The 23,118-nt window shown below is 64.3% G+C and carries 19 protein-coding genes; 4 read left to right on the forward strand and 15 right to left on the reverse strand.

Translation table 11 applies throughout. The features are described 5' to 3' along the window. Window positions 1-21 precede the first annotated feature (21 nt). The 3 genes from AUR_RS04350 to AUR_RS04360 all read right to left on the reverse strand — a co-directional run bounded on the left by AUR_RS04350 (window position 22) and on the right by AUR_RS04360 (window position 2,198). The gene (locus AUR_RS04350; protein WP_082694528.1) at window positions 22-840 is read right to left on the reverse strand and encodes a shikimate 5-dehydrogenase; all 819 of its coding nucleotides are present in this window, start codon (window positions 838-840) and stop codon (window positions 22-24) included. A gap of 79 nt (window positions 841-919) precedes the next feature. Continuing rightward, on the reverse strand, window positions 920-1,042 hold the full coding sequence (gene ykgO / locus AUR_RS04355; RefSeq protein WP_021472472.1) for a type B 50S ribosomal protein L36: 123 nt from the start codon (window positions 1,040-1,042) through the stop codon (window positions 920-922). Between the two features lie 25 nt (window positions 1,043-1,067). Continuing rightward, window positions 1,068-2,198, reverse strand: a complete 1,131-nt coding sequence (locus AUR_RS04360; RefSeq protein ID WP_021472471.1) for a GTP-binding protein — start codon at window positions 2,196-2,198, stop codon at window positions 1,068-1,070. Between the two features lie 161 nt (window positions 2,199-2,359). Between AUR_RS04360 and AUR_RS04365 the strand changes: the two genes are divergently transcribed. After that, a complete protein-coding gene (locus AUR_RS04365; RefSeq protein ID WP_062097439.1) occupies window positions 2,360-3,511 on the forward strand; it encodes a glutamate--cysteine ligase in 1,152 nt (383 codons plus the stop codon). A gap of 39 nt (window positions 3,512-3,550) precedes the next feature. Here AUR_RS04365 and tsaD read toward each other — a convergent pair whose 3' ends face one another. From tsaD to AUR_RS04395, 6 genes are all read right to left on the reverse strand, one after another. Beyond that, a complete protein-coding gene (gene tsaD / locus AUR_RS04370) occupies window positions 3,551-4,684 on the reverse strand; it encodes a tRNA (adenosine(37)-N6)-threonylcarbamoyltransferase complex transferase subunit TsaD (protein WP_021472469.1) in 1,134 nt (377 codons plus the stop codon). Next, on the reverse strand, window positions 4,681-5,184 hold the full coding sequence (rimI, locus tag AUR_RS04375; protein ID WP_021472468.1) for a ribosomal protein S18-alanine N-acetyltransferase: 504 nt from the start codon (window positions 5,182-5,184) through the stop codon (window positions 4,681-4,683). Before rimI ends, tsaD begins: the two co-directional genes overlap by 4 nt. After that, a complete protein-coding gene (tsaB, locus tag AUR_RS04380) occupies window positions 5,184-5,855 on the reverse strand; it encodes a tRNA (adenosine(37)-N6)-threonylcarbamoyltransferase complex dimerization subunit type 1 TsaB (protein ID WP_021472467.1) in 672 nt (223 codons plus the stop codon). The genes rimI and tsaB overlap by 1 nt, the downstream gene beginning before the upstream one ends. After that, window positions 5,855-6,442 carry a tRNA (adenosine(37)-N6)-threonylcarbamoyltransferase complex ATPase subunit type 1 TsaE gene (gene tsaE / locus AUR_RS04385; protein WP_021472466.1) on the reverse strand — a complete coding sequence of 196 codons (588 nt, stop codon included), beginning with the start codon at window positions 6,440-6,442 and terminating at the stop codon, window positions 5,855-5,857. Before tsaE ends, tsaB begins: the two co-directional genes overlap by 1 nt. Beyond that, complete coding sequence (alr, locus tag AUR_RS04390) at window positions 6,439-7,716, reverse strand: alanine racemase (protein ID WP_062097441.1); 1,278 nt, start codon at window positions 7,714-7,716, stop codon at window positions 6,439-6,441. The genes tsaE and alr overlap by 4 nt, the downstream gene beginning before the upstream one ends. A gap of 63 nt (window positions 7,717-7,779) precedes the next feature. Next, on the reverse strand, window positions 7,780-8,874 hold the full coding sequence (locus AUR_RS04395; protein ID WP_062097443.1) for a carbohydrate kinase family protein: 1,095 nt from the start codon (window positions 8,872-8,874) through the stop codon (window positions 7,780-7,782). Window positions 8,875-8,920: 46 nt separating this feature from the next. On the opposite strand from AUR_RS04395, the gene AUR_RS04400 reads away from it, so the two are divergent. Then, window positions 8,921-10,318, forward strand: coding sequence for a family 4 glycosyl hydrolase (locus tag AUR_RS04400; RefSeq protein ID WP_062097445.1), 1,398 nt, complete (start codon window positions 8,921-8,923; stop codon window positions 10,316-10,318). On the opposite strand, the gene AUR_RS04405 is transcribed toward AUR_RS04400, so the two are convergent. Next, window positions 10,315-10,830 carry a GNAT family N-acetyltransferase gene (locus AUR_RS04405; protein ID WP_062099278.1) on the reverse strand — a complete coding sequence of 172 codons (516 nt, stop codon included), beginning with the start codon at window positions 10,828-10,830 and terminating at the stop codon, window positions 10,315-10,317. The two genes, AUR_RS04400 and AUR_RS04405, sit on opposite strands and share 4 nt — an antisense overlap. A 92-nt stretch (window positions 10,831-10,922) precedes the next feature. Here AUR_RS04405 and mshA point away from each other — a divergent pair, with 92 nt between their 5' ends. After that, window positions 10,923-12,179 carry a D-inositol-3-phosphate glycosyltransferase gene (mshA, locus tag AUR_RS04410; RefSeq protein WP_062097447.1) on the forward strand — a complete coding sequence of 419 codons (1,257 nt, stop codon included), beginning with the start codon at window positions 10,923-10,925 and terminating at the stop codon, window positions 12,177-12,179. Between the two features lie 78 nt (window positions 12,180-12,257). Then, window positions 12,258-13,946: a formate--tetrahydrofolate ligase gene (locus tag AUR_RS04415; RefSeq protein WP_062097449.1), complete on the forward strand. Its 1,689-nt coding sequence runs from the start codon at window positions 12,258-12,260 to the stop codon at window positions 13,944-13,946. A gap of 185 nt (window positions 13,947-14,131) precedes the next feature. On the opposite strand, the gene AUR_RS04420 is transcribed toward AUR_RS04415, so the two are convergent. The 5 genes from AUR_RS04420 to glgX form a co-directional block, all read right to left on the reverse strand. Beyond that, a complete protein-coding gene (locus tag AUR_RS04420; RefSeq protein ID WP_021472459.1) occupies window positions 14,132-15,217 on the reverse strand; it encodes an inositol-3-phosphate synthase in 1,086 nt (361 codons plus the stop codon). A 244-nt stretch (window positions 15,218-15,461) separates the two neighbouring features. Next, window positions 15,462-16,499 (reverse strand): L-glyceraldehyde 3-phosphate reductase, encoded by a 1,038-nt coding sequence (gene mgrA, locus AUR_RS04425; RefSeq protein ID WP_021472458.1) that lies wholly within the window; start codon window positions 16,497-16,499, stop codon window positions 15,462-15,464. An 82-nt stretch (window positions 16,500-16,581) separates the two neighbouring features. Next, window positions 16,582-18,348 (reverse strand): malto-oligosyltrehalose trehalohydrolase, encoded by a 1,767-nt coding sequence (treZ, locus tag AUR_RS04430; protein ID WP_062099280.1) that lies wholly within the window; start codon window positions 18,346-18,348, stop codon window positions 16,582-16,584. Window positions 18,349-18,444: 96 nt separating this feature from the next. Next, window positions 18,445-20,757, reverse strand: coding sequence for a malto-oligosyltrehalose synthase (treY, locus tag AUR_RS04435; RefSeq protein WP_062097451.1), 2,313 nt, complete (start codon window positions 20,755-20,757; stop codon window positions 18,445-18,447). Next, window positions 20,754-23,075 carry a glycogen debranching protein GlgX gene (gene glgX, locus AUR_RS04440; protein ID WP_021472455.1) on the reverse strand — a complete coding sequence of 774 codons (2,322 nt, stop codon included), beginning with the start codon at window positions 23,073-23,075 and terminating at the stop codon, window positions 20,754-20,756. The genes treY and glgX overlap by 4 nt, the downstream gene beginning before the upstream one ends. Window positions 23,076-23,118 lie beyond the last annotated feature (43 nt).

Raw genomic sequence — 23,118 nt, forward strand, 5'->3', positions numbered from 1 at the left:
GGAGGGCCCCGGGGCCCGACCTTAGGCTTGGCGCCGCGAAAACTCCGACGCTTCGCGGACCTGTTCGGGAGTGGGACGGACGCCCGTGTACAGAACGAACTGTTCTTCCGCCTGGATGGCAATCACTTCCGCTCCCGTGATGACGGGCTTGCCGGCCTGGCGCGCCGCAGCGATCAGCGGAGTCTCAGACGGTAAGGCGACGACGTCGAACACCATCTTCGCCGCTGCAATGGTGGCGTCGTCGAAGGACTGGGCAGTCTCGTCCGCACCGGCCATGCCCAGCGGCGTGACGTTGATAATGAGGTCCGCTGTGGATTCGTTCACGTCGTCCTGCCACGTAAAGCCATACAGCGCTGCGAGCGCCCTGCCCGTGGTTTCGTTGCGCGCCACGATGGTCACGTCGGTGAACCCGGCGTCACGGAGGGCGGCGGCCACAGCTTTGGCCATCCCGCCCGCGCCCCGGAGCAATACTGAGTGGCTGGTCGGCACCTCGTGGTCCTTCAGGAGCCGCGCGATGGCAATGTAGTCGGTGTTGTAGGCGGTGAGGACGCCGTCATTGTTCACGATCGTGTTGACGGAGTCGATGGCCTTCGCTGAGGGGTCCATGACGTCCACCAGGTCAATGACCTGCTCCTTGTAGGGCATGGAGACTGCGGCTCCACGGATGGGAAGTCCGCGGATGCCCGCGACCGCCATGGTGATGTCGGCGGGGGCAAAGGCTTTGTAAACGAAGTTCAGGCCCAACTGGTCATAGAGATAGTTATGGAACCTGGTCCCGATGTTGCTGGGTCGCGCAGCCAACGAGATGCACAGGGACATGTCTTTGTTGAGGATGGGCATGCATCCATTAAACAGCCCGGACAGGGCGGGCGGACCACTAAGTCATATTTATGAACGCCGGCCCGCCCCGTGGCCCCGGCTAGCCTTGCCGGGCCTTCATACGCGGGTTCTGCTTGTTGATCACGAAGGTGCGTCCGCGCCGCCGCACGATCTGGGCTCCGGGAATCTTCTTCAAGGCACGGAGCGAGTTGCGGACTTTCATTGATGTTCTCCTTTGTGTTGTAGGGCTAGAGGGCTTTGCTGAGCTCAAACGGGTCATCCCACGCCGCGGGTTGGGCCTCCATCTCCGCCTCGGTCAGCTGGCAGCCATCCAACAGCTGCCTGATTTCCTGTGCGTTCACGTCTTCCGACCGTCCGGTTAGGGCCAGCACGGTTCCGCGGTCGCCGTGGTGGGCGTGACCGTCAAGGACCATGTCGACGCCGGTGTGCGGCTTTGCCTGTGCGGCCGCCTCGACTGACCAGGGCCCTGTGCTTTCCAGCCAAACGCGAGGGCCTATCCCCTGAACTGTGATCCGGATGTTGGCGGCCGAGGCAATCCAAAGGCGGCCCCGCATCCAGTGGGTGCCGGCGGCCAGCTGCGGCAGGGCTTCACGAAAACGGCCCGGATGGAGTGGCTTGGACAGAGCGTGGAGGACGGTGCTGAACGTCCCCGTGGCATCATCCGGTGGACGGCGAACCACGCCGGGCCTGGTCCGGGCGATTGCCTCGACATGGTCGTAGCATCCCGGCGTGAACTTATCAGCGGAGCCAATGACGGCAGCATGCGGCGCCAGCTGCCCAACGAGTTCGGTGCCGGCCCGCCAATGCGCGCTGTCAATCCGCGTTTCACCGCTCAGCCCGGCACTGAGGCCCGGAAACAGCATGACGGAGTCCACGTGGCCCAATTCTCCGATGAGGAACTCACCGCTGGTCCGGTCGTCTTCGGGCATTGCGGTGAAGCCGGATTCATACAGGGTGTGCCGGTCCCACATGTGGTCCTCGAGCTCCGCGGGGTCGACTGCCAGCACCGCGTTGTCGATGACCATGCGACCATCCAGGGCCTGCTTCAGTTCGGCTGCCGCCATGGCTGCAGCGACTCCCGGCGGGAGTCCCAGGACTACTTGGTCGAACCCGCAGGAAGCGAGCCGCTCCGCGGTCGGAACCACATCCAGTCGGACGGTGCAGCTGAGGCAGCCGTGCTCAAGAACCGTGGTTTCCCGCTCAAAGAGTTGGCCGCCCCGGTAAACCCTCCGCAGCACGAGCGACCCGTCCAGGAGGTCGTGGAGGACTACCGCCGAGTTGCCGTGGGTGCGGCCGAGCCGGGCAGCAGCAGAGTCGCGGCAATGGGTGTCTAGTGAGCTAAGGACTGTGATGTGCATGAAAGCCAGCGTAATTGAGAATTGTTCTCAATAGCAAGAAGCGGAAAGACATTACCCTTCGCCCGTCCGGCGCCTTGGGCTGCACTAGACTTGATCCGACCGCTGGCGGCCCCGCAGCGGGGCGGCGTCCGGCCGAAATGACAAAACAACGAGGGGACTACGTGCATATAGAGTTTGCGCCATCCAGGCAATCGACGCTGGGTGTGGAATGGGAGCTGGGGCTCGTCAGCGCACGCACAGGAGAACTCGTCTCGGTCGCGAACGACGTCCTCAGGGGCGTTGCCGCCAATCATCCGGACCTCAACGAGGACGACGAGCACCCCCATATCAAGCGGGAACTGCTCCTCAACACAGTCGAACTGGTCACCGGCGTCTGCAACACGGTCAAAGAAGCCAAAGAAGACCTCAGCCGTTCGCTGGCAGCGGTCCGCGAGGTCACGGATTCCATGGGCGTTGAGGTTTTCTGCGCCGGAAGCCACCCCTTCAGCCCTCCCCTCCTCCAACCGGTGACGGACAAGGAGCGCTACGCCAAGTTGATCGAGCGTACCCAGTGGTGGGGGCGCCAGATGGTGATCTACGGCGTCCATGTCCACGTCGGCATCGACCGCCGGGACAAGGTCCTTCCGATTCTAGATGGACTGGTCAACTACTTCCCGCACTTCCAGGCTCTTTCGGCCTCCAGCCCCTACTGGTCCGGCGAAGAAACAGGGTACGCGTCCCAGCGGGCCCTGATGTTCCAGCAGTTGCCCACCGCCGGGCTGCCCTTCCAGTTCCAGTCCTGGGAGGCCTACGAGTCCTATGTGCAGGACATGTTCACCACTGGTGTCATCGACGCCATTTCGGAGATCCGCTGGGACATCAGGCCTGTGGCGGCGCTCGGAACTATCGAGATGCGCATTTGCGATGGCCTGGCAACGCTGGAGGAAGTCGGCGCCATCGCCGCCCTGACGCAGTGCCTGGTCCACGAGTTTTCCGGAATCCTGGACGCAGGGGGCACTATTCCCACCATGCCGCCGTGGCACGTGCAGGAGAACAAGTGGCGTGCAGCCCGGTACGGCATGGAAGCCATCATCATCCTGGACGCCGAAGGCAACGAGAAACTCGTCACCGAGCACCTCACCGAAACCCTGGCACGGCTTGAGCCGATTGCCGCCGAGCTGGGCTGCTCGGAGGAACTCGCCGACGTTGCCAAAATCATTGAGCGGGGTGCCAGCTACCAGCGCCAGCGCCGTGTGGCCGCCGAACACAATGGCGATCTGCAGGCCGTGGTGATGGACCTCGTCCAACAGATGCGCAAGGGCCCCGACGCCTGATCCCGCACCGGGCAGGTCGGGGCACCGGTTAGCTCGGGCTCAGGCCGGGACCGACACCGTGGTGACGGGCATGGAGGAATCGGGCGCAAACGCCACCCCGCTGGGGGCTATCCCTCCCATGATGAGCTGAGCCCCGAGGGCAGCAACCATGGCACCGTTGTCCGTGCACAGGTTCAGCGGCGGGACGTGCAGCTTGATCCCGGCCGAAGCACACCGCTGTCCGGTCAGTTCGCGGAGCCGGGAGTTGGCGGCGACGCCGCCTCCCAGCAAGAGGTCGGTGATGCCATGCTCCTTGCAGGCCAGGACGGCTTTGGACGTAATAACGTCCACAACAGCCTCTTGGAAAGCCGCCGCGATGTCCGCCACTGGAACCTCTTCACCGCGGGCTTCGAACTGCTCCACGCAGCGCGCCACAGCCGTTTTGAGGCCGCTGAACGACCAGTCATAGCGGTGCGGACCTTTTTCCTCGGCGGTGCCCATGTACTTGGGCTGGGTCAGGCCGCGCGGGAAGCGGATGGCTTTCGGGTTCCCTTGGCGTGCCAGCTTGTCGATGGCCGGACCACCCGGATAGCCCAGGCCAAGAATGCGGGCAACCTTGTCGTAAGCCTCCCCTGCGGCGTCATCGATCGTGGAACCCAGGAGTTCAACGTCATCGGTGATGCTCCGGATCCGGAGGATCTCCGTGTGTCCTCCGGAGACCAGGAGGGCACCGAGGTTCTCCGGCAGTTGCCCGGCACCCAGGCCTGCGGCAGCACCGGCGTCGTGCTTTGCATCCAGAAGGCCGACGCCCACATGCGCCACCAAGTGGTTGATCGCGTAAAGCGGCTTGCCGGTGGCTACTGCGAGCGCCTTGGCCGCGCAGACGCCCACCATGAGGGCTCCGGCCAGGCCGGGCCCGGACGTGACGGCAATCGCGTCGATGTCCTCCAGGGTCACTCCCGCTTCCTGCAGCGATTCCTGCAGCGTCGGGACGAAGGCGTCCAGATGCGCCCGCGAGGCGATTTCCGGAATGACTCCGCCGAAGCGGACATGTTCGTCCATGGAAGAGGAGACCGTATTGGTCAGCAGCGTCGTCCCCCGCACAATGCCGACGCCGGTCTCGTCGCAGGAGGACTCGATGCCCAGGACCAGTGGTTCCTTGGGGGATGCGGCGTTGGGAAGTACGGCGCTCACGCCTCTGCTCCTTCTGTGGACCCGGCAACATTCAGTGGCAGCCGCATGATCAAGGCATCGGTGCCATCCCGGTAGTAGCGCGGGCGGATATGGATCTGTTCGAAACCGAAGCGGCGGTACAGCTGTTGCGCCCGCGGGTTGTCTGCACGGACCTCCAGCAATACATCAGCGGCTTTGCGGCGCCGCGCTTCGTCGATGAGTTCGGTGAGGATCGCTGAGCCGATGCCCTTGCCTTCGCATTCAGGCACGACGGCGATCGTCTGGATGTCCGCGATGGGCTCAATGCACATCAAACCCGCGTAGGCGATGATTTCACCCGCGGACTCTGCCACCACATAACGGCGTGTTTCGGGCTGGGACAGCTCATCGAAGAACATCTGCAGCGGCCAGGCATCGATCGGAAACAGCCTGCGTTCCAGGGCCTCCACTGCGGGCACGTCGGCGTCTGTCATGTCCCGGAGGGAGATGCCGGCACGTTCGAGGTTGGGAGACAGCTTCATCACAAGGCCCGCTTCCGGGGTCCAGGCACCTGGGCATCGGACTCGCGCAGGTAAAGGGGTGTCGAATCCAGCAGGGTCTCCCCCGCGGCGAGCTTCGCCAAGGCGAACTGTCCCAAGGAAGCGGCGTCCGGCTGCGTCGCAGCGAAGTCTTCGTTGGCGTCCAGGACCTCAGAGTACAAGCCGGCTCCGGCGCCGAACACGGGGAGGTCCGGCAGTTGGGCCGCGAAGCCCACATGGGGACCATCCACCAGGTGGGGAAGTTGGCCGTCAGCCAGGGTGTAGTGCGCCCAGTAAACCTCTTTGCGCCGGGCATCCGTGGCCACCAGGAATTCCGGCACGGCGGACGTGGATCCGGCCACCTCCAAGGCGATGGCGTCCAGGCTCATCTGCCCGTACAGCGGCTTGTTCCAGACGAAAGACAGTGTGCGGGCCGTCGCGATGCCGGAGCGCAGGCCCGTGAAGGGACCGGGGCCGACGCCGGTGACGATGGCATCGATGTCCGCACCCGTGATGCCGGCGCGTGCCAGGAGCTGCCCGATCCCGGGCGCCAGGACTTCCGCATGGCTGCGGGTGTCCTCGGTGACGAAGGAATCCACCACGGTTTCCAAGGCTTCATCGGAAATGAGTGCGGCGCTGGCGACGGCGGAAGTGTCTATGGCCAGGATCAGCATCAGTTGTTTCCCCCTGTCAGCGCGGTTTCCAGGACGTCCGGTACTTCCGCCCAGCGGGGACCGTAGCCGCGGAAAACGATGGTGCGTGGCTCGTCGTCCTCCTCGGTATCGAAGTCAAGGACGTCGTCCTGCCGGGGAGTGTCGGTTTCCGTCGTGGATTCGCCGCCTACGGCCCGGTGCAGTTCCACGTCCAGCCGGCTTTCGGCAAGATGCTCCACCCGGTCGCGGCCCCACTCCACCACCGTCACGGACGTATCCATGGTGTTTTCGAGGTCAATGTCATCGATTTCGGCCGCAGACTCAAGGCGGTAGGCGTCCACGTGGACCAGGTCCGGACCGCCGGGCCGGGGGCCGTCCGGAAGATTGGGATGGATGCGCACCAGGACGAAAGTGGGCGAGATGATGCCCGCCCGGACACCCAGCCCCTCGCCGAGGCCCTGGGTGAACGTTGTCTTGCCCGCACCCAGTTCACCGGTGAGGACCAGGAGATCTCCTGCTTCCAGTACCCCGCCCAGAGCTGCGGCGAGCGCGTGTGTCTGCTCCGCCGTCGTGACGTTGAAGCGGCGTTCCCATTGCGGTTGGTTCACAGCGAGGCTGCCTTAGCTGCCGCCTCACTGGGCCGGACCGAGCCGGCAGCTGATTCAGCCCCGGCCGCTGGCCCGGCAGCGGACTCATTGACGTAGGTGCGCGGAACGCGGGGGCTGATGCGGGTCACGATCTCATAGTTGATGGTGCCCGCGGCTCGGCCCCATTCGTCCGCGGTGGGACCGTCGTCGGTGCCTTCACCGAACATGACCGCCTCAGCGCCCTTGAGTTTGGCTGCTTCCTCGGGCGTCAGCGGCCCGAAGTCGATCACCATCTGGTCCATGGCGATCCTGCCCACCACCGGGTACGTGACGCCGTTGACGCGGATCGGCCCGCCGGTGGCCACCCGCGGAACACCGTCCGCGTACCCCAGGGGGATGAGGCCCAGCGTGGTACGGCCGGCGGTGTGGTAGTTCAGTCCGTAGGACACGCCTTGGCCCTCAGGGACCGTCTTGCAGTTGGAAACAAGGGCGCGGACCGTCATGGCCGGGCGGAGGCCAAGCTCGGCGGAAGTGGCACCTTGGAACGGTGAGAGTCCGTAAATACCCAGCCCGACGCGGACCAGGTCGAAGTGTGAATCGGGACGTGACAGGGTGGCCGGAGTATTGGCGATGTGGCGGACTTCCGTATCCACGCCGGCGTCCTCGGCAATGGCGATTGCTTCCCGGAAGACGGCCAGTTGCTGGTCCGTCTCCGGCCGCTGCGGTTCATCGGCTACGGCCAGATGCGAGAAGATGCCCACGACGCGCAAGAGCCCTTCGTCCTGGTACTCCATGGCCTGGCCCACCAACTGGTCCCAGTCGGCTATGGGGCAGCCGTTGCGGCCAAGGCCGGTATCGATCTTTAGGTGGACCCTGGCGGGACGTTCCTGCTCACGGGCCGCCGCGACCACCGCGTCCAGCTCCCAACCGGAGACCCCGACGTCGATGCCGGCGGCCACTGCGGCTTGGAAGTTGCTTTCCCGCGTGTGCAGCCAAGCCAGCATGGGGGCATCGAGGCCGGCTGCCCGCAGGGCCAACGCCTCGGAAATATGGGCAACCCCAAGCCAGGTGGCGCCTGCTTCCAGTGCTGCGCGGGCAACCTGCACCGCGCCGTGCCCGTAAGCATCGGCCTTCACGACGGCCATGACGTTGGCCGGGGAAGCGATTCCGGCGAACTGACGAACGTTGTGCCGCACGGCTTCGAGGTCGATCACGGCGGAGCGCTCAAGCACCGCTGTTTTGGCGATTGATGGTTTCGACCCGATTCCGATGTCTGCAGCTGCTTCGTAAGTCACCCTAGAGATTCTAGTGGCGCCAGTGAACTGCCGTTAACTGCGGGAGGGTTGGCGGGCCCGCCGCTACTGCGCGTCGGACAGGTGCGCAATGGTCGCCCGGGCCCGGCGCTGCGCTTCGGCGGGGATGTCCTTGACAATCGGCTCCAGGAAGGCGAACCGCCTGAGCCATTGGCTCGTTTGGCGTTCCTTCCGTGCGTTGGCGCGCTGCCACCAGTCGGCGATGTCACCCCATCCGGGCGCCGCGAGGGACCCGCCCACCTGCTGCACTGCCAGCGAGGCGCACAGGTTGGCGAACCGCAAGCGGTCCCCGAGCTTCCACCCGGCAAGGCTTCCTACGATGAAGGCCGCATCGAAGCAATCACCTGCTCCGGTGGGGTCGGACGCCGGCACCGGCAGGGAAGGCACCCATTCTTCCTCGCCCGTTTCGGAGTCCACCGCCATGGCCCCTTGCGCTCCAAGAGTCACCACGGCCACGGGAACGCGGTCCGCCAGGGAATACAGGGCAGCCCAGGGATCGGCTTTGCCGGTGAAGGCCATGGCCTCGGGCGCGTTGGGGAGGAACGCGTGGAAGTGTTCCAGTTGCTCCAGCCTGCGTTGGGACCATTCACCGCTGGGGTCCCAGCCGACAACCCCGAAAAGTTTGGTGCCGCTTTCCTTCGCTGTGAGCATCCACGGTTCCAGCTCCTCGCCGAGATCCGCGACGGCCGCGAGCGCCTTGGGCGGTTTGCCGATCATCTCCGAGGCATTGACGGGGGCGGGATGGCCGTGGGTGACCATGGACCTGTCCTGGTTGACGCACATGGACACCGTCACCGGAGAGTGCCAGCCCGGGATCCTGCGTGAGAGCGAAAGGTCCACGTGTTCCTGGGATTCGAGGATCTGCCAGTTGTAATCCCCGTAGCCGTCGTCACCGAAAGTGGCCGCGAGGCTGGTCCGCAAACCCAGCCTTGCCGCGGCAATCGCCTGGTTGGCCACTCCCCCGGGACAACTGCCCATCCCTTCGCTCCACACTTCAGTGCCCGGTTCCGGGGAATGCGGAAGGCCGGTGAAAATTATGTCCTGGAAAACAGTCCCGGTAAGAAGTAGATCGCACTGGTGGTCGCCGTCGGGCCTTACAGCGGCAAGGGGATCGAAGCGACGCTGTGGCATTGCATCCATGCACGGCACACTACGCTGCACCCTCCGGGCTGCATAGACTCGAATCATGCGGCTCATGATCGCCGGCGGCGGCGGATTCCGGGTTCCCCTCATCTACCGCGCCTTGTGCTTGGGTCCTTTCGCGGATGTGGTGGACGAGTTGGTGCTCTACGACGTCGATCCGTCCCGCCTGGCGGCTGTTGAAGCCGTCCTCCGGGACATGCCGGTTGCGGACGGCGCGCCGCCCGCCGTCGTGGTTTCCACAGACCTTGGCGCTGCATTGACGGGCACCGACGTGGTTTTCGCCGCCATCCGCCCAGGCGGTACGGCCGGCCGGATCATCGATGAACGTGTCCCGCTGGACCTCGGCCTCCTGGGGCAGGAGACCACGGGCGCAGGCGGGATTTCCTACGCCCTCAGGACCATCCCGAGGATGCTCGAACTTGCCCGCGCCATGCGCCTGAACAGCCCGGACGCGTGGCTGATCAACTTCACCAATCCTGCCGGGATGGTGACCGAGGCGTTGGTGCCGGTGCTCGGACGGAAAGTGATCGGAATCTGCGATTCCGCCGGTGGATTGGTCAAACGCGCGGCGGCGGCCGCAGGCCATGCGTTGCCGGACGGAAGGCTCGACGGCGTGGGCTACTACGGGCTCAACCACCTGGGTTGGCTTTACCGCCTGGCACCGGAAGGACGGGACCTGCTCCCCGGCCTCCTTGCCGACCCCGCAGCGTTGGCGTCAATTGAGGAAGGCCGGCTCTTCGGGCAGCACACCCTGGAATTGCTCGGCTGCCTTCCGAACGAATACCTCTACTACTATTACGACACCCAGCAGGCCATCGACGGGATCCGCCGCCAAGCGAGCACCCGCGGAGCATCGATCCATGACCAGCAGCAGGCCCTCTACACAGCGCTGGCAGGCCCGGCCAACGCCTACGCGTCGTGGGAAGAAGCCCGCCGGTCCAGGGAGGAAGGCTACCTCGCGGAATCACGGACCAAGGGCGAGCAAAGGGACGAGCAGGACCTGGCCGGGGGCGGCTACGAACGCGTTGCGTTGTCTCTCATGCGCGCCCTCTTCCCCGGTTCTGCAGCTTCCATGACCACCCAGTTGATCCTCAACGTTCCCAACTCGCCCGTGGCAGCTGTCCCGTGGGCTCCCCCGGCCGAGGTGGCGGTGCCCGGTTTGCCTGCGGACGCCGTCGTCGAGGTTCCCTGCGAGGTGACGTCCGACGGCGCCCTGCCGCTCCCGCAGGACCGTCCCGGAGGGCCTTTCCTCACCTTGATGCGCCACATCAAGGAAGTGGAAAGGCTCACGATCACCGCCGTGGTGGAGGGTGACCGGGAAGCCGCCGTGCAGGCGTTCGCCGCGCATCCCTTGGTGGGTTCCGAGGAGCTGGGCCGCCGCCTCCTTGACGGGTATGAGGCGGGCTTCCCTGAACTCGCGGGGCTCTGGCGGGGGCGCTAAAGCTCCTGGTACATCACGTGCAGGCCGACGTAGCCGATCTCCGGGTGCTCGAAGGCATCGGGGACGGTGGCCAGGATGCGGAAACCCATGGACTGCCAGAGCCACACAGCCCTGACGTTGCTTTCCACCACCGCGTTGAACTGCATGGAGCGGAAACCGGCGGCCTTCGCTTCCTTCAGGGAGTAGGAGCACAGGGCGCGTGCCACCCCTTGGCCGGAATGCTTGGCGCCCACCATGTACCCCGCGTTGGCCACATGGCTGCCGCCGCCGGCCTGGTTGGGATGGAATTCACCGGTCCCCAGGACCGTACCGTCTTCCCGGACCGCCACGAACGTCTGGCCCGGGGCTGCCTTCATCCACTTGGCTTTGGCTGCTTCTTCACCGGTGTCCCGGTCCCACGTGAACGTTTCGCCCTCACGGATGACCGGTTCCATGACCGACCAAATGCCGGGCCAGTCATCAGGGGTTGCGGGGCGGATTTCAAAAGAATCGTCGTGGCTCACAGCGGACAGGCTAGCAGTTTGGCGTGCCTCCGGCAGGATCGCCGCAGGAGTAGTGTTTTCTGCAGGGAATTCCCTCAATTCATCAGGGCAGGAGGTGAGCGGTGCCAATGATCCGCCGCGTCGCGTTCCTGTCGCTGCACACCTCCCCCATGGAACAGCCGGGCGCAGGTGATGCCGGTGGCATGAACGTCTATGTGCGGGCCCTGGCCATGGCGCTGGCCGAGGTAGGCGTTGAGGTGGAGATCTTCACCCGTGCCACCACTGCCGGGCAGCCCGCCGTCGAACATCCCGGGCCGGGAGTCTGCGTCCACAACGTGATGGCCGGCCCGCGCCGCAAACTGCCCAAGGAAGAGCTTCCCGCGCTGTTGCACCAGATGGTGGATGAGATCGACCGCATCCGTCACCAGCAACCCCACGGCCGTTACGACGTCATCCATTCGCACTATTGGGTTTCCGGGGTTGCGGGCCTTGAGTTGTCCGAACGCTGGCGGCTGCCCCTGGTCCACACCATGCACACCATGGCCAAGGTCAAAAACCTCGTCCTTGAGTCCGGCGAGCGCCGCGAACCCCGCCGCCGGGAGGAAGGTGAGCAGAGGATCGTCGACGGCGCCACCCGGCTGATTGCCAACACCCCGGCTGAGGCGCAGGAGCTGGTGGCACACTACGGCGCTGACATCGACCGCATCGACGTGGCACCACCCGGAGTGGATCTGCGGGTTTTCACGCCCTCCTTCCGGCGCAAGGCCCGCAGGGAACACGACGTTGGCCCGGACACCTTCCACCTTGTCTTCGCCGGGCGGATCCAGCGGCTGAAGGGACCCCAGGTGTTCGTGAAGGCAGCCGGCCTCCTTCGCCAGCGCCGCCCGGACATCAACCTTGAACTGACCATCCTCGGATCGTTGAGCGGGGCCAAGGACTTCGACCTGACCAAGATCATCGAAGAAGCCGGGCTCAGCGATGTGGTCACCCACAGGCCGCCCGTAGTGGCGCCCGAACTCGCAGGCTGGTTCCGGTCCGCCGACGTCGTGGTGATGCCTTCCTTCAGCGAGTCCTTCGGCCTGGTGGCCTTGGAAGCACAGGCGTGCGGTACTCCGGTCATCGCCACCAACGTCGGCGGGTTGACACGGGCTGTGTCGGATGGCCGCACGGGGATCCTGGTGGACGGCCATGACCCTTCCGACTGGGCAGATGCCTTGGAGGACCTCTACGACGACGTCCGGACCCGTGAAGATATGGGCCGGGCCGCGGCGACATATGCCGAGTCCTTTGGCTGGCAGCGGACGGCGGCCATCACATTGGAAAGCTACCGGGAGTCCGTGGCCGGGCTGCTGGTTCCGGCTACCGGGAGCCTGGCCTGAGTGGCTCCTTCCGAGGGTCCGCGTGGGTGTGCTGATAGATTGACGGGCACAGCGTAAGCACCCAGTCGAAGGACAACGATGTCTGAAAACAAAGTCTTGTCGGATCTTGAGATTGCCCGCCGGGCCGGCATCAAGCCCATTACGGAAATTGCCGAACGTGCCGGGATCAACGCTGACGCCCTGGAGCTTTACGGCCCGTACAAAGCCAAAATAAATCCCGCCCACTTGCGCCTGCCGGGCGGCAAGCCCGCGGGCAAAGTCGTCCTGGTTTCCGCCATGTCCCCCACGCCTGCCGGGGAGGGGAAATCCACCACTACCGTGGGACTGGCCGATTCCCTGGCACGTGCCGGGCACAAGGTGATGATTGCGCTCCGGGAACCCTCCCTTGGACCCATCCTGGGGATGAAGGGCGGCGCCACCGGCGGCGGTTACTCCCAGGTCCTCCCCATGGACGACATCAACCTCCATTTCACCGGGGACTTCCACGCCATCACCTCGGCCAACAACGCCCTCATGGCGCTCGTGGACAACCACATCTATCAGGGCAACCAACTGGGCATCGACCCCCGGCGGATGACGTTCAAACGCGTCCTGGACATGAACGACCGCTCCCTTCGGGAAATCGTCATCGGCCTCGGCGGCCCCGCCCAAGGCGTACCCCGGCAGGATGGTTTCGACATCACCGTGGCGTCCGAGATCATGGCCGTCTTCTGCCTCTCCTCCAGCCTCGACGACCTCCGTACCAGGCTGGGAAGGATCACGTTCGGCTACAGCTATGAGCGCAAGCCCGTCACCGTGGCCGACCTCGGCGTTGAAGGTGCGCTGACCCTGCTCCTCAAGGACGCCATCAAGCCGAACCTCGTCCAAACAATCGCGGGTACGCCGGCACTGGTCCACGGTGGTCCCTTCGCCAACATCGCGCACGGCTGCAACTCACTCATCGCCACGCGTACCGCCCAGCAACTGGCCGATGTGGTGGTGACGGAAGCTGGTTTCGGTGCGGACCTCGGTGCGGAGAAGTACATGGATATCAAGTCCCGGATCGCGGACGTGGCCCCATCCGCCGTCGTGATTGTGGCCACCATCCGCGCCCTGAAGATGCAGGGCGGTGTCCCCAAGGAGGAATTAGGCGTGCCGAACGTGGAGGCGGTGGCCGCCGGCGTCGGGAACCTGAAACGACACGTTGGAAACGTGGCCAAGTTTGGTATTTCGCCCGTGGTGGCCATCAACAAGTTCGGCACCGACACCCCGGAAGAACTCGACTGGCTCCTGTCGTGGTGCGCAGCCGAAGGTGTCCAAGCCGCCGTCGCCGATGTGTGGGGCCGGGGCGGCGGAGGCGACGGCGGGGACGAACTGGCGGCGAAGGTGGCAGCCGCATTGGACGCGCCGTCGAACTTCCACCATCTGTACCCGCTCGAGATGCCGGTCGAGGACAAGATCCGGACCATTGTGCAGGAAATTTACGGTGCGGACGGCGTCGAATTCTCGGTCCCGGCGCTGCGGCGGCTGGCGGAGATCGAGAAGAACGGCTGGGGCGGCCTGCCCGTCTGCATGGCCAAGACCCAGTACTCGTTTACGGACGACGCGTCCCAGCTCGGAGCGCCGAAGGGATTCCGGGTGCATGTGCGGGAGCTCATTCCCAAGACCGGTGCGGGCTTCATCGTGGCGCTGACCGGTGCAGTCATGACTATGCCAGGCCTGCCCAAGGAACCGGCGGCGATGCGGATGAACGTGGACGAGGACGGCAACCCCACAGGCCTTTTCTGATCCTCTTCCACATCCCACCCCCTTTCCCGCGTTCCTCTTCCACATCCCACCCCCTTTCCGGCGTTCCTCTTCCACATCCCACCCCCTTTCCCGCGGTCCTCTTCCACATCCCAGGCGAACACGCGGAAACAAATGACGCCCCCGCACACAGTGCGGGGGCGTCAGAAGAACCGGGGTTTTGCTGTTTAGCGTTCGATGTCGCCGCGGATGAAGGCTTCCACCTTCTCGCGTGCGACGTCGTCGTTGAACTGCTCCGGCGGGGACTTCATGAAGTAGCTCGACGCGGAGAGCAGCGGGCCGCCGATGCCGCGGTCCAAACCGATCTTGGCGGCACGAATGGCGTCGATGATGACGCCTGCGGAGTTCGGGGAATCCCACACCTCGAGCTTGTATTCAAGGGAAACGGGCGCGTCACCGAAGTTGCGGCCCTCAAGGCGGACAAAAGCCCATTTGCGGTCATCAAGCCACGCGACGTAGTCCGACGGGCCGATGTGGACGTCGTCCGCATGCAGCTCAGCTTCAACGTTCGAGGTGACGGCCTGCGTCTTGGAGATCTTCTTGGATTCAAGGCGGTCACGCTCGAGCATGTTCTTGAAGTCCATGTTGCCGCCGACGTTCAGCTGGTACGTGCGGTCCAGGGTAACGCCACGGTCTTCGAACAGCTTGGCCATGACGCGGTGCGTGATAGTGGCACCGATCTGGCTCTTGATGTCGTCGCCAACAATCGGAATACCGGCCTCGGTGAACTTGTCAGCCCACTCCTTGGTACCGGCAATGAAGACGGGCAGGGCGTTCACGAAGGCAACACCGGCGTCGATGGCGCACTGGGCGTAGAACTTGGCAGCCTGGTCCGAACCGACGGGCAGGTAGCAGACCATGACATCCGCTTTGGCTTCGCGAAGGGCAGCGACGACGTCGACAGCTTCTTCGGGTGCCTCAACGATGGTCTCGCGGTAGTAGCGGCCAAGGCCGTCGAGCGTGTGGCCGCGCTGGACCTTGACGCCCGTAGCCGGGACATCGGCGATCTTGATGGTGTTGTTTTCGCTCGCACCGATGGCATCGGCGAGGTCCAGCCCGACCTTCTTGCTGTCGACGTCGAAAGCGGCGACGAACTGGACATCGTTGACGTGGTACGGACCGAACTCAACGTGCATCAGACCCGGAATCGTTGCTTTAGGGTCGGCGTCGCGGTAGTACTGGACACCCTGGACCAGCGATGCGGCGCAGTTACCTACGCCGACAATGGCAACACGAATCGGATGTGAAGACACGGAACTCCTTTGGGGAAACCTCAGGTGCCAAGCACCATCCGACTGAGCCCGGAGGGCGGCTTACAGGCACGGCGCCGCTCGGCGCCCACTTTGCATTGTAACCAACACCCGAGGAGCCCTTTTTGTTCCCGGCAGCCCCCCTCGCAATATGTCAGCGACGAACGTCGTCCCCCAAACGCGACGGGATGTGGCAGAGCAACGCGCCAAACGCGACGGGATGTGGCAGAGCAACGCGGGAGTCAGGTTACTTTTGGGCCCAGCGGTTGATGTCCGATTCGACGGCGAACTCGTCGATTGCGGTGAGCTCGTCGTCGGTGAACCCCAGGTTGTTGATGGCGCTCAGGGTGTCCTCGAGTTGCGCCACGCTTGACGCACCGACAAGTGCGGAGGTCACCGGTGAACCCTTCGGCTGGTCGCGGAGAATCCAGGCGATGGCCATCTGGGCAAGCGTCTGACCGCGGCCTTCGGCGATGGCGTTGAGGCCCCGCACCCTGTCCAGCCGTTCCTCGGTCAGCGACGACTCGGAAAGGAAGCGCTCCTTCGCCGCCCGGGAATCTGCAGGCACTCCGTTGAGGTAGCGGTTGGTCAGCATGCCTTGCGCCAAGGGTGAGAAGGCGATGGAACCGGCGCCCACCTGGTCCAGTGCTTCGTAGAGGTTCGGCGAGCCGTCCTCGGTCCAGCGGTTCAGCATGGAATAGCTGGGCTGGTGAATCAGCAAGGGTGTGCCAAGTTCCTTCAGGATGCGGGCCGCCTCAAGGGTCTGCTCCGGCGTGTAGGAGGAGATGCCTGCGTACAGCGCCTTGCCGGAGCGAACGGCGTAATCCAGGGCGCCCATGGTTTCTTCAAGGGGCGTCTCCGGGTCCGGGCGGTGGCTGTAGAAGATGTCCACGTATTCCAAGCCCATGCGCTGCAGGGATTGGTCCAGGCTGGAGATCAGGTACTTCCGGGATCCCCATTCACCATAGGGCCCGGGCCACATGTAGTAACCGGCCTTGGTGGAGATGACCAGTTCGTCCCGGTACGGTTTGAAGTCCTCTTTGAGGTGCCGACCGAAGTTGGTCTCCGCAGAACCGTCCGGCGGTCCGTAGTTGTTGGCGAGGTCGAAGTGGTTAACGCCCAGGTCGAAGGCGCGGCGCAGGATGGCGCGCTGCTCGTCAAAACGTTTGTCATCACCGAAGTTGTGCCACAAGCCCAGCGAGATGGCCGGAAGCTTCAATCCACTCCGTCCAACGCGGCGGTAGGGCATGGTTTCGTAACGGTTCTCCGCAGCCGAATAAGTCATACGTACCATCCTGCCACCGGAGGCCGGACAGTGACGGCGCCGTCCGGAATGTGGGCGCCGTCACCTGCCTGGGCCACTCGGCTTAGTTGACGCGTACGACGGCGGCGCTCTCACCCGGGAGGGTCAACGAACCGTCGGCGATCACCGCTTCGGGTTCGGTTGCCAAGAGCAGGGTACCTTCGAGCGCAGTCTCCAGAGCTTCGCTGCCGAAGTTGCAGACGACGCGGAGCTTGCCGCGGGAGAACTGCAGCCAGTGCTCGTCGTCGTCGTATTCCACGGTGGTCTCGGCAAAACCTCCGTCGGTCAGTTCCGGAGTTTCACGGCGCAGCCGTGCCAAATCCCGGTAGAGCTGCAGGAGCCGCGCATGGTTGCCCTGGCCGGCTTCCTCCCATTTCAGTTTGGAACGCTGGAAGGTTTCCGGGTCCTGGGGATCGGGTACCACGTCCGGGTCCCAACCCATCCGTTCGAATTCCTTGATCCTTCCTTCGGCCGTCGCCTTGCCGAGATCCGGTTCGGGGTGGGAGGTGAAGAACTGCCATGGCGTGGATGCGGCAAACTCTTCGCCCATGAAAAGCATCGGGGTGAAGGGTGAGGTCATGGTGACCACCGCTCCGATCGCCAGCTTCCCGTCGGAGAGGGACGATGTGAGGCGGTCCCCCGTGGCGCGGTTCCCGATTTGGTCGTGGTTCTGCAAGCAGACCACCAGGGCTGAAGGGTGGGCCAGGTCCTGCCGGATGGGCCGCCCATGGTGGCGTTCCCGGAAGCTGGAGTAGCTGCCGTCGTGCAGGAATCCGTGTTCCAGTACCTTCGCAAGGACGGCGAGGGAATCGAAGTCCGAATAGTAGCCGATGGTTTCCCCGCTGAGGTTGACGTGGAGGGCGTGGTGGAAGTCGTCGCTCCACTGGCCTTCCAAGCCGTACCCGTTGACGCTGCGCGGATAGATGAGGCGCGGATTGTTGAGGTCCGATTCAGCGATCATGGTCCGGGGAATCCCTGTTTCGGATTCGACCTTGTCACCCAGCGCCCCGAACTCTTCAAGGATGTGCACGGCCCGTTCATCCTTCAGGGCGTGAACGGCGTCCAGCCTCAGTCCATCCACGTGATAGTCACGCAGCCACATGGCGGCGTTCTCCAGGATGTACCGGCGGACATCGTCCGAGCCGGGACCGTCGAGGTTGACTGAGTCACCCCAGGTGTTCCCCTCACCGGACTTCAGGTACGGCCCGAACTTGGGCAGGTAGTTGCCGCTGGGGCCGAGGTGGTTGTAGACCACGTCCTGGATGACTCCGAGCCCGGCCTGATGGGCTGCGTCTACGAACTGCTGGTAAGCGGCAGGTCCACCGTATGCCTCGTGGACGGCGTACCAGAGGACGCCGTCGTAGCCCCAGTTATGGACACCGTTGAACGCGTTGACGGGCAACAGCTCGATGAAGTCGACACCCAGGTCCACCAGGTAGTCCAACTTTCCGGCAGCAGCTTCCAGCGTCCCTTCGGGCGTGAATGTCCCAAGGTGCAGTTCGTAGATCACAGCCCCCTGGAGTTTCCGCCCTTTCCAGTCCTGGTCCTTCCACTGGTGGCCGGAGGCATCAAAGGTCGCCGACAGCCCATGGACGCCGTCCGGCTGCCTCCTGGAGCGCGGGTCCGGAAAAGGGCCCTCGCCGTCCACCAGGTAACCGTAGGCGGTGTTGTCAGCCGTGGGGACGCCCGCGGGGGCACGCCACCAACCGCGCGCACCGCCGTCGTGGTTTTGCTCCATGGCGTACTCGCGGCCGTCCGCGAGCAGCTTCACCGAATCTGCGTTCGGCGCCCAAACATCAAAAAGGTCTTTCCCGGCTGCGTGTTCCAGCATCATGCCCCCTGTCATTCGTTCAAACACTTGGTTCAGTTCAAACACGCTGTCCACGCGTGAGCAGCGCCCAGGCGTGGACAGCGGAGCGTTGCAGACTCAGTCGACCGGTACCAGCAGCGCCACGGGGTACTGGTCCAGCAGTGTGCCCAACTCAACGGAGCCTGCCTGGTAGGTAGAGCCGGTGAGCTCGTCCTTGTAGCTGCCAGGCAGGTCGATGGACGTGCCCCGCCAACCACCGTCGCGGGCCAGGCGCTTGGGCAAGCGCGTGGCAACCGTGAGGGCGCCGGGCTTCGCGTCTCCACGGTCGAACGCCACTGCGTGGGCAGCAGCCGAACCTTGGACAGGCACCGGACGGTAACCGCCGAACAGTTCCGGACGGTCCCGGCGCAGCCTCAGCGCCCGGGAGACCACCAACAGCTTTGCGGCTTCCTCCGTGTACTCAGGTTGGGAGCCTGAGTCGAGCTCGGCGAGCGCACTGATCCGGGCGTCGAAGTCCACCGGGCGCCGGTTGTCCGGGTCGGTGAGTGATCCGTCCCGGAATTCCGTGCCCTGGTAAACGTCCGGCACACCCGGCATCGTCAGCTGGACAATCTTGGCCGACAACGAGTTCGAAGTACCGTACGGTTCCAGCTCGGCGACGAAGTTCTCCAGCGCAGCTTCCACCTCAGGGACGTCAAAGACGGCGTCGACGGCGGCAGCCAAGTGCCGCTCAAACTCCTGGTCCGGATCGGTCCAGTTAGTGGAATTGCCGGCCTCCCGGGCGGCTTTCAGCGCGTAGGACTGCAGCCTTCCGCGGTCCGCGGTCCATGCTCCGGCGATGGCCTGCCAGATGAGCGCGGCGAGGGGGCCGTCCGGAATGGGAGCCAGTTCCTGCACGGTGCCCAGGAACAGCTCCCACTCCGGGACCGATTCCGCGATAACCGTGATTCGGGCCCTTGCATCCTCGCTGCGCTTGGTGTCGTGGGTGCTGAGGGTGGTCATGGACAAAGGAAGCTCGGCTTGGCGGCGCGCCATGCGTTCGTGGAACTCCTCCGGAGCAATGGCGAACTCCGTCGGGTCCGCTCCGACCTCCGTCAGGGTGCCCAGACGGGTGTAGCGGAAGAACGCAGTGTCCTCCACTCCCTTGGCCATCACCATGCCGGATGTCTGCTGGAAGCGGCGCGCCAGTTCTCCCGAGGTATCCAGCAGAAGGGGCTGGAGTCCCTCAAGGACCGACCTCAACTCGGGGCGGTGGGAGGCCGCGTTGGCGATGGCTTCCTCAAGGACCTCCCGCCCGTACGGAAGGTAGGAGCGGTAGATGGGGAACCAGCAAATGATCTCAGCCAGGGCGTCAGCGACGTCCAAGCGGGGCAAGGCGCTGGATTCGGGAACCAACCGGGACAAGCGAAGGATCTCCGAACGCAGGATGCCGTCCGCGATCCGCCTCTTGGTGCCGTGGATCATCACGTGGTAATCCGCGGGTTCGGCTTCATCGCGCAGGCGGGCATCCAGGGAGTTCAAGTACTCCTCCGCAGCCGGATCCACGAACAGGCGGTCCACGTCCGCCAAGGCGTCGTAGCCCGTAGTTCCCTCGCATTGGAACGTCTCCGGGAGCTTCTCCCCTGGTTCCAGGATCTTCTCGATCAGCAAGTAGGCCCCACCGGTAGCTTCGCGAAGCCGGACCAGGTAGCCCTCGGGATCCGCCAAGCCGTCGGGGTGGTCGATCCGCAGACCGTCCACCAGGCCCTCGCGGAACCACCGCACAATTTCCTCATGGGACTCGTCAAAGACCCAGGGGACCTCCACTCGAACGCCGGCCAGGGAGTTGACGGCGAAGAAGCGACGGTAGTTCAGTTCGGCATCCGCACGACGCCAGCCCACCAGTTCATAGTGCTGGCGGGAATGGACTTCCTGCGGGGTATCGCCGTCGTTGAAGCTGCCCTCGGCGAGCGGGAAGCGGTGATCGTAATAATGGAGTTCACCGTCGGCCAGTTTGAGCTGGTCAACATCGTCATCGCTGCCCAGCACCGGGATACGGATCTTGCCGCCGCCGAAGTCCCAGTCGACGTCGAAAGCCTCGGCGTACTTGGACTTACGGCCTTCCTTGAGCAGGTCCCACCACCAGGGGTTCTGTCCCGGTGTTGCTACACCCATGTGGTTGGGCACGATGTCCGCCAGGACACCGAGCCCCTGCTCACGGGCGGCCTTGGACAAGGCAGCCAAACCCTCCGGTCCCCCACGTGAGGGATCCACGGTGGAGGGATCGGTCACGTCATAACCGTGGTCCGAGCCCTCCTCCGCCGTGAGGATCGGCGAGACGTACACCCAGTCGATACCAAGGTTGTGCAGGTAGCCGGTCAGCTTGGCCGCGTCCTGAAGCGTGAAGCTTGGGCGGATCTGGAGCCTGTACGTGGAGACCGGCGTCCTCATGCTTTGTCCCCTTCTGCGTCCTCTTCCGCCTCCGGAGCTTCGGTAGCTTCGGTAGCTTCGGCGTCGGTAGCCTCGCTGCCGGCGTCGTCATCCTTGTAATCCAGAGCCAAGGACGACACCGCCGGCGCCGTGATCGAAGCGGTCTCAGGCGTGCTGGTCTGGGTCAGTGCCGCCAGCGAAGCAGCCACGGAGTGGTCCGGCTCGACCTCGGGCGCGGTGTGGGCGCGGAGGACCACGAGCGACTTTCCGGCGACCATGAGGATCTGCTCCGGCTTGACGACGTCGGCCACGGCGCCTTCAGCGCCGGTGTCGATCATGACGTCCCAGGCGGGGGCGTATTCTTCGGACGGGATCCTGAAGCCCACCTCATCCACGTCCGCGTTGAAGTACAGCAGGAAGTTGACGTCGGTGATCCGTCGGCCCTGGTTGTCCTGGCCGCGGATGCCGTCGCCGTTCAGGAAGACTCCCACGGACCGGCCCAAGGCGGCGTCCCAGTCTTCGGGAGCCATGGTGCCGCCGTCCTTATCCAGCCACACGATGTCCGGAAGGCGTTCGCCCTCGCCACGGATCGCCGGGCGTCCGTCAAAGAAGCGGCTCCGCCGGAGGCTCGGGTGCTTGGCGCGGAGGGCGCTGACTGCAGCGGTGAACTCGATCAGCGGTTGGTCGACGTTTTCCCAGTCGATCCACGTGAGCTCGGAGTCCTGGCAGTAACCGTTGTTGTTGCCCTGCTGGGTGCGGCCAAGTTCGTCGCCGTGCAGGAGCATGGGGACACCCTGGGACAGGAACAGGGAAGCAATGAAGTTCCGTTGCTGGCGGGCACGCAAGCCGAGCACCGTGGGATCATCCGTGGGTCCTTCGACGCCACAGTTCCAGGAGCGGTTGTGGGATTCGCCGTCGTTGTTGTCCTCACCATTGGCGTCATTGTGCTTCTCGTTGTAGGAAACGAGGTCCATCAAGGTGAAGCCGTCATGGGCGGTGACAAAGTTGATGGAGGCATAGGGCCGGCGGCCGGAGTGCTCGTACAGGTCGGCCGAGCCTGTGAGGCGCGAGGCAAATTCACCCAGGGTGGACGGCTCGCCCCGCCAGAAGTCGCGGACGGTGTCCCGGTACTTGCCGTTCCATTCCGTCCACTGTGGCGGGAAGTTGCCCACCTGGTAGCCACCCGGGCCAACGTCCCACGGCTCCGCGATGAGCTTGACCTGGGACACTACCGGGTCCTGCTGAATGAGTTCGAAGAACGTGGAGAGCTTGTCCACGTCATAGAACTCGCGGGCAAGCGTGGAGGCGAGGTCAAAACGGAAACCGTCGACGTGCATCTCCGTGACCCAGTAGCGCAGGGAGTCCATGAGCAGCTGGAGCGAGTGCGGGTGCCGGACATTCAGGGAGTTCCCTGTACCGGTGTAGTCCATGTAGTACTTCTGGTCGTCCTCCACCAGGCGGTAGTAGGCCGAGTTGTCGATGCCCTTGAAGGACAGCGTGGGCCCCAGGTGGTTGCCTTCGGCCGTGTGGTTGTACACGACGTCGAGGATGACCTCAATGCCTGCGGTGTGCAGGGCACGGACCATCGCTTTGAAGTCCTGGACCTGCTGGCCGGTATCGCCCTTGGAGCTGTAGCTGTTGTGCGGGGCGAAGAAGCCAATGGTGTTGTAGCCCCAGTAGTTGTTCAGGCCCTTGTCCTGCAGGATGCCGTCATTCACGAACTGGTGCACCGGCATCAGCTCGATGGCTGTGATCCCGAGCTTCTGCAGGTGGGAAATGACTGCCGGATGGGCGACGCCGGCATAGGTACCGCGCTGCTCTTCGGGTACCTCGGGATGCAGCTGGGTGAGGCCCTTGACGTGGGCTTCGTAGATGACCGACTTGTGGTACGGGATGCGCGGAAGCTTGTCTCCGTCCCAGTCGAAGAACGGGTTAATGACCACGCCCAGCATCATGTGGGGAGCGGAATCGTCGTCATTGCGGGAATCAGGGTCTCCAAGGTTGTAGGAGAACAACGCCGGGTCCCAGTCAATCTGCCGGTGGACTGCCTTGGCATACGGGTCCAGCAGGAGCTTGTTCGGGTTGAACCGCAATCCTGCATCGGGATCATAAGGACCGTGCACCCGGTAGCCGTACTTCTGCCCTGGCTGTGCCTGCGGAAGGTAGCAGTGCCACACATAGCCGTCCACTTCCGTGACTTCGACGCGCTCTTCCACGCCGTCGTCATCGAAGAGGCATAGTTCCACCCGCTCAGCCCTTTCGCTGAACAAAGCAAAGTTGGTGCCCGTGCCGTCAAACGTGGCGCCGAGCGGATAAGCCGATCCAGGCCAGACTTCCATGCGTTCTCCTCTTGGATGATGCGAACAACTGCTGCAAGCCTAC

The organism is Paenarthrobacter ureafaciens, assembly GCF_004028095.1.
Lineage (GTDB): Bacteria > Actinomycetota > Actinomycetes > Actinomycetales > Micrococcaceae > Arthrobacter > Arthrobacter ureafaciens.